The 5,104-nt window shown below is 70.8% G+C and carries 5 protein-coding genes; 4 read left to right on the top strand and 1 reads right to left on the bottom strand.

What is annotated here, in order from left to right; all coding sequences use genetic code 11:
* From K4G64_RS38260 to proC, 4 genes are all read left to right on the top strand, one after another.
* A partial coding sequence (locus K4G64_RS38260) for a class I SAM-dependent methyltransferase (protein WP_221760465.1) occupies positions 1-700 on the top strand: 700 nt, incomplete at its 5' end.
* Positions 701-772: 72 nt separating this feature from the next.
* Entirely contained in the window at positions 773-1,600 is an 828-nt protein-coding gene (locus K4G64_RS38255) for an ABC transporter ATP-binding protein (RefSeq protein ID WP_221760464.1), read from the top strand.
* Positions 1,597-2,376, top strand: coding sequence for an ABC transporter permease (locus tag K4G64_RS38250; protein ID WP_221760463.1), 780 nt, complete (start codon positions 1,597-1,599; stop codon positions 2,374-2,376). Before K4G64_RS38255 ends, K4G64_RS38250 begins: the two co-directional genes overlap by 4 nt.
* A 106-nt stretch (positions 2,377-2,482) precedes the next feature.
* Complete coding sequence (gene proC, locus K4G64_RS38245) at positions 2,483-3,295, top strand: pyrroline-5-carboxylate reductase (RefSeq protein ID WP_221760462.1); 813 nt, start codon at positions 2,483-2,485, stop codon at positions 3,293-3,295.
* Positions 3,296-3,339: 44 nt separating this feature from the next.
* On the opposite strand, the gene trpS is transcribed toward proC, so the two are convergent.
* A complete protein-coding gene (gene trpS / locus K4G64_RS38240; protein WP_221760461.1) occupies positions 3,340-4,380 on the bottom strand; it encodes a tryptophan--tRNA ligase in 1,041 nt (346 codons plus the stop codon).
* Positions 4,381-5,104 lie beyond the last annotated feature (724 nt).

The raw sequence follows: 5,104 nt of genomic DNA, 5'->3' as shown, positions 1-5,104 counted from the left end.
CCGCCCCTCCTACCCCCCGGCCCTCTTCGACGCGATAGAAGACCTGACCGGCCGCCCCCTCACCGGCACCCGCGTCGCGGACATCGGCGCCGGCACCGGCATCGCCACCGCCCTCCTGCACGCCCGGGGCGCGGACGTCGTCGCCGTGGAACCCGGCGACGGCATGGCGGCCCAGTTCCGCCGCACCCTGCCCGGCATCCCGGTCGTCCGCGGCACGGGCGACGACCTCCCCCTCGCCGACGCCTCCGTCGACCTCGTCACCTACGCCCAGGCCTGGCACTGGACCGACCCCGCCCGGGCCGTCCCGGAGGCCGTGCGCGTCCTGCGCCCCGGCGGCGCGCTCGCCCTGTGGTGGAACACCGACGCGCTCGACGTCCCCTGGATCGCCGAGGCCGCCGCCCGCATCGCCCGACACTTCGGCATCGACGTCTCCGCCGAGAAGCGCAACGTCAACGCCCGCGCCGCCGACCCCTCCGGCCTCCTCGACTTCACCCGCCACACGGTTCGCTGGAGCCGCCGCGTCCCGGTCGACACCCACCTCGCCAACATCGGCAGCCACTCGGTCTTTCTCGTACACGGCGCCGAACGCACCGCGTCGATCCTGGCCGAGGAGCGCGAGCACCTCCTCCGGGTCTTCCCCGACGGCTTCGTGGAGGAGGTCTACGAGGTCGTCCTGCTCCTCGCCGGGACCCCGGCCTGACGTGCGCACCCATCCAAAGGCACCCACCGCGGCGGCTTGACGCGTCCGACTCCCGGGAGCATTATTCATCGCATGATGAATAATGCTCCCGGCTCGCCACGCCCGGGCCCGGCATCCATCCCCGGCCAGGCCCCGGACACCCCGGCCGTCCACGCCGAGAACCTCACCGTCGTCCGCGGCCCCCGCACCGTCCTGCGCAACCTCGGCTTCACCGTCCCCCGCGGCCAGATCACCGGCCTCCTCGGCCCCTCCGGCTGCGGCAAGTCCACCCTCATGCGCGCCCTCGTCGGCACCCAGGCCAAGGTCACCGGCACCCTCGACGTCCTCGGCCACCCCGCCGGCCACCCCACCCTGCGCACCCGCATCGGCTACGTCACCCAGGCCCCGTCCGTCTACGACGACCTGACCGTCCGCCAGAACCTCGACTACTTCGCCGCGATCCTCGACCCAGGCCGCCCGGCAGCCGACCGCCGCGACGCCGACGTCACCCGCGCCATAGCCGACGTCGACCTCACCACCCACGCCGACGCACTCGCCGGCAACCTCTCCGGCGGCCAGCGCAACCGCGTCTCCCTCGCCGTCGCCCTCCTCGGCGCTCCGGAACTCCTGGTCCTCGACGAACCGACCGTCGGCCTCGACCCGGTCCTGCGCCGCGACCTGTGGAACCTCTTCCACGACATCGCGACCGGCCGCGGCGCCACCCTCCTCGTCTCCTCCCACGTCATGGACGAGGCCGAGCGCTGCCACCGCCTCCTCCTCATGCGCGACGGCGAACTCCTCGCCGACGACACCCCCGACGCCCTGCGCACCCGCACCGGCACCGCCACCGTCGAGAAGGCCTTCCTGCACCTGGTCGACGAGGCGAAAGCGGCAGCCCGCACGAAGGAGACGACCCGATGACCACCACCGCCACCCGGCCGACCACCCCGCCGAGGGCCCTCAGCGCATCCCGCACCACCGCCACCGCCGCCCGGGTCCTGCGCCAGCTCACCCACGACCCCCGCACCATCGCGCTGCTGATCCTCATCCCCTGCGTGATGCTCTTCCTGCTGCGCTACGTCTTCGACGGCAGCCCCCGCACCTTCGACAACATCGGCGCCTCCCTCCTCGGCATCTTCCCCCTGATCACGATGTTCCTGGTGACCTCCATCGCCACCCTGCGCGAACGCACCTCGGGCACCCTCGAACGCCTCCTCGCCATGCCGCTGGGCAAAGGCGACCTCATCGCCGGCTACGCCCTCGCCTTCGGCACCCTGGCGATCATCCAGTCCGCCCTGGCCACGGGCCTCGCGCTCTGGTTCCTCGACCTGGACGTCACCGGCAGCCCCTGGCTCCTCCTCCTGGTGGCCCTCCTCGACGCCCTCCTCGGCACCGCCCTCGGCCTCTTCGTCTCGGCCTTCGCGGCCTCGGAGTTCCAGGCGGTCCAGTTCATGCCGGCGGTGATCTTTCCCCAGCTGCTCCTGTGCGGCCTGTTCGCCCCGCGCGACACCATGCACCCGGCCCTGGAGGCCGTCTCCGACGTCCTCCCCATGTCCTACGCCGTCGACGGCATGAACGAGGTCCTCCGCCACACGGACATGACCGCCACGTTCGTCCAGGACGCCCTGATCGTCGCGGGCTGCGCACTCCTGGTCCTGATCCTGGGCGCGGCAACCCTCAGGCGCCGCACGGCATAAGCCGACCCGGCGCGACATCCCGCCCAGCGGACACCCGAGCCGTCGCCCACTCCCCGGTGCGAGGATGGACCCCGGACGACGCACCCCTTCGGAGGCACCCCGCGCCATGACCCAGAAAGTCGCAGTCCTCGGCACCGGCAAGATCGGCGAAGCCCTGCTCAGCGGAATGATCCGCGCCGGCTGGAACCCGTCCGACCTCCTGGTCACCGCCCGCCGCCGGGAACGAGCCGAGGAACTCCGCAGCCGCTACGGCGTCACCCCGGTCACCAACCCCGAGGCCGCCAAGACCGCCGACACCCTGATCCTCACGGTCAAGCCGCAGGACATGGGCACCCTCCTCGACGAGCTCGCCCCGCACGTCCCCGCCGACCGCCTGGTCATCAGCGGCGCCGCCGGCATCCCCACGGCCTACTTCGAGGAGCGCCTCGCCCCCGACACCCCGGTCGTCCGCGTCATGACGAACACCCCCGCCCTCGTCGACGAGGCGATGTCCGTCATCTCCGCCGGAACCCACGCCACCGCCGGCCACCTCGCCCACACCGAGGAGATCTTCGGCGCCGTCGGCAAGACGCTCCGCGTCCCGGAGTCCCAGCAGGACGCCTGCACCGCCCTCTCCGGCTCCGGCCCGGCCTACTTCTTCTACCTGGTCGAGGCCATGACCGACGCCGGCATCCTCCTCGGCCTGCCCCGCGACAAGGCCCACGACCTCATCGTCCAGTCCGCCATCGGCGCCGCGACGATGCTCCGCGACAGCGGCGAACACCCGGTCAAGCTCCGCGAGAACGTCACGTCGCCGGCCGGCACCACGATCAACGCCATCCGCGAACTCGAGAACCACGGCGTACGGGCCGCCCTCATCGCCGCCCTCGAAGCCGCCCGCGACCGCAGCCGCGCCCTGGCCTCGGGCAACAGCAGCTGACCACCGGGGGCGGGCCCGACACCCGCCCCCGCAGCCGCCTCACCTCACACCGTCACCACGGCCCCGGCACCCGCCGTCTCCGCCTCCGCCACGGCCGGCAACAACCCGATCGCCCGGTACGCGGCATCCACCGTCGGCCGTGCCATCCCCCGAGCCCGCTCCGCCCCGGCCCGCAGCACCCCCTCCACATGGCCGGGATCGGCGCACAACTCCTTGTGCCTCGCCTGCAACGGCCGGAGCACCTCGACCACAGCCTCGGCGGTGTCCTTCTTCAACGCCCCGTACGACGTGTACGCACCACTCAGCGCCTCGGGCTCGCCACCCGTGCACGCCGCGAGGATGTCCAGCAGGTTGGCGAGCCCCGGCCGGGTCTCCCGGTCGTTCACGACCTCCCGCCCGCTGTCGGTCACCGCCCGCATGACCTTCTTGCGCACCACGTCCGGCTCGTCCAGCAGATAGACGATCCCCGGTCCGACGTCATCGCTCTTGCCCATCTTCGACGCCGGATCCTGCAGGTTCATCACCCGCGCCGCCACCCCCGGCCGGGTGGCCCGCGGCACCACGAACGTATGCCCGTACCGCTGGTTGAACCGCACGGCGAGATCCCGGGCGAGCTCCACATGCTGGCGCTGATCGTCCCCGACCGGCACCTCACCGGCCCCGTACGCCAGGATGTCCGCGGCCATCAGCACGGGATAGGTCAGCAGCGACAGCCGCACACTCCCGCCCCGCTGCCGCTCCCGCGCGGCCTTCTCCTTGTACTGGATCATCCGCCGCATCTCCCCGTCGGTGGCCACGCACTCCAGCACGTAGGAGAGCCGGGCGTGCTCGTCCACATGGCTCTGCACGAACACCGTGCAGAGCTCCGGATCCAGCCCGGCCGCCAGCAGCAGCGTCGCCGACTGCCGGCTCAGCCTGCGCACCCGCGCGGGATCGTGGTCCACGGTCAGGGCATGCAGATCGACGACGCAGAACAGGGCGTCGGCCTCGTGCTGGTCGACCGCGGCCCACCGCCGCATGGCCCCCAGGTAGTTCCCCAGCGTCAGATGCCCCGTCGGCTTGACCCCGCTGAAGACCCGTGTCATCTCTCCACCTCCTGGTCGGGACCGCCGCCCTGGGCGGCCGCCCCTCCGTGGATCCGGGAGGGAGAAACGAAAACGGCCGCCGAAGCGGCGGCCGTCGAGTGCATATGTGAGCACGGCCGCCGTCAGGCGGCCCACCACAGCTGGGTGCACGTACGCGTTGTCATGAGACCCAGGCTACGTCGCCGCAGTGCCGTCCGCCCCTGGGTTGACACGTCCTACCCCCATCCGTAGTGTTCTCCGAGTTGCCCGACGTGAGCGCCGACTCCGGTCGGTCCCCGGGCAGCCAATCCGCAAGTACCAACCACTATTCGACGCACAGCACGTCTGTCGTCGTTTCATTGGTATGTGTATTTACGGAATGAGGAATCCATGTTCGAAAGGACGAGGACCCCGATTCGCTCGGGAGCCGGGGAATCCGCTAAAGTCTCACTCGTCGGAACGGCCCAACAGCCGCGAAGACAAACCCCGCTGACCGGGGATCAGGCCCGAAAGGATCTGATAGAGTCGGAACCGCCGGAAAGGGAAACGCGAAAGCGGGAACCTGGAAAGCACCGAGGAAATCGGATCGGAAAGATCTGATAGAGTCGGAAACGCAAGACCGAAGGGAAGCCCGGAGGAAAGCCCGAGAGGGTGAGTACAAAGGAAGCGACCGTTCCTTGAGAACTCAACAGCGTGCCAAAAGTCAACGCCAGATATGTTGATACCCCGTCCATCGGATCACCGA

It is taken from the genome of Streptomyces sp. WAC04114, assembly GCF_019733245.1.
Classification (GTDB): Bacteria; Actinomycetota; Actinomycetes; order Streptomycetales; family Streptomycetaceae; genus Streptomyces; species Streptomyces massasporeus_A.
The sequence above is the reverse complement of the archived record's forward strand: the minus strand, read 5'-3'. Positions and strand labels throughout refer to the sequence as shown.

What these genes read in the sequence shown, in the direction of transcription:
- K4G64_RS38255 (WP_221760464.1), top strand. Translation starts at nt 773, where the DNA reads ATGATGAATAATGCTCCCGGCTCGCCACGCCCGGGCCCGGCATCCATC.
- K4G64_RS38250 (WP_221760463.1), top strand. Translation starts at nt 1,597, where the DNA reads ATGACCACCACCGCCACCCGGCCGACCACCCCGCCGAGGGCCCTCAGC.
- proC (WP_221760462.1), top strand. Translation starts at nt 2,483, where the DNA reads ATGACCCAGAAAGTCGCAGTCCTCGGCACCGGCAAGATCGGCGAAGCC.
- trpS (WP_221760461.1), bottom strand. Translation starts at nt 4,380, where the DNA reads ATGACACGGGTCTTCAGCGGGGTCAAGCCGACGGGGCATCTGACGCTG.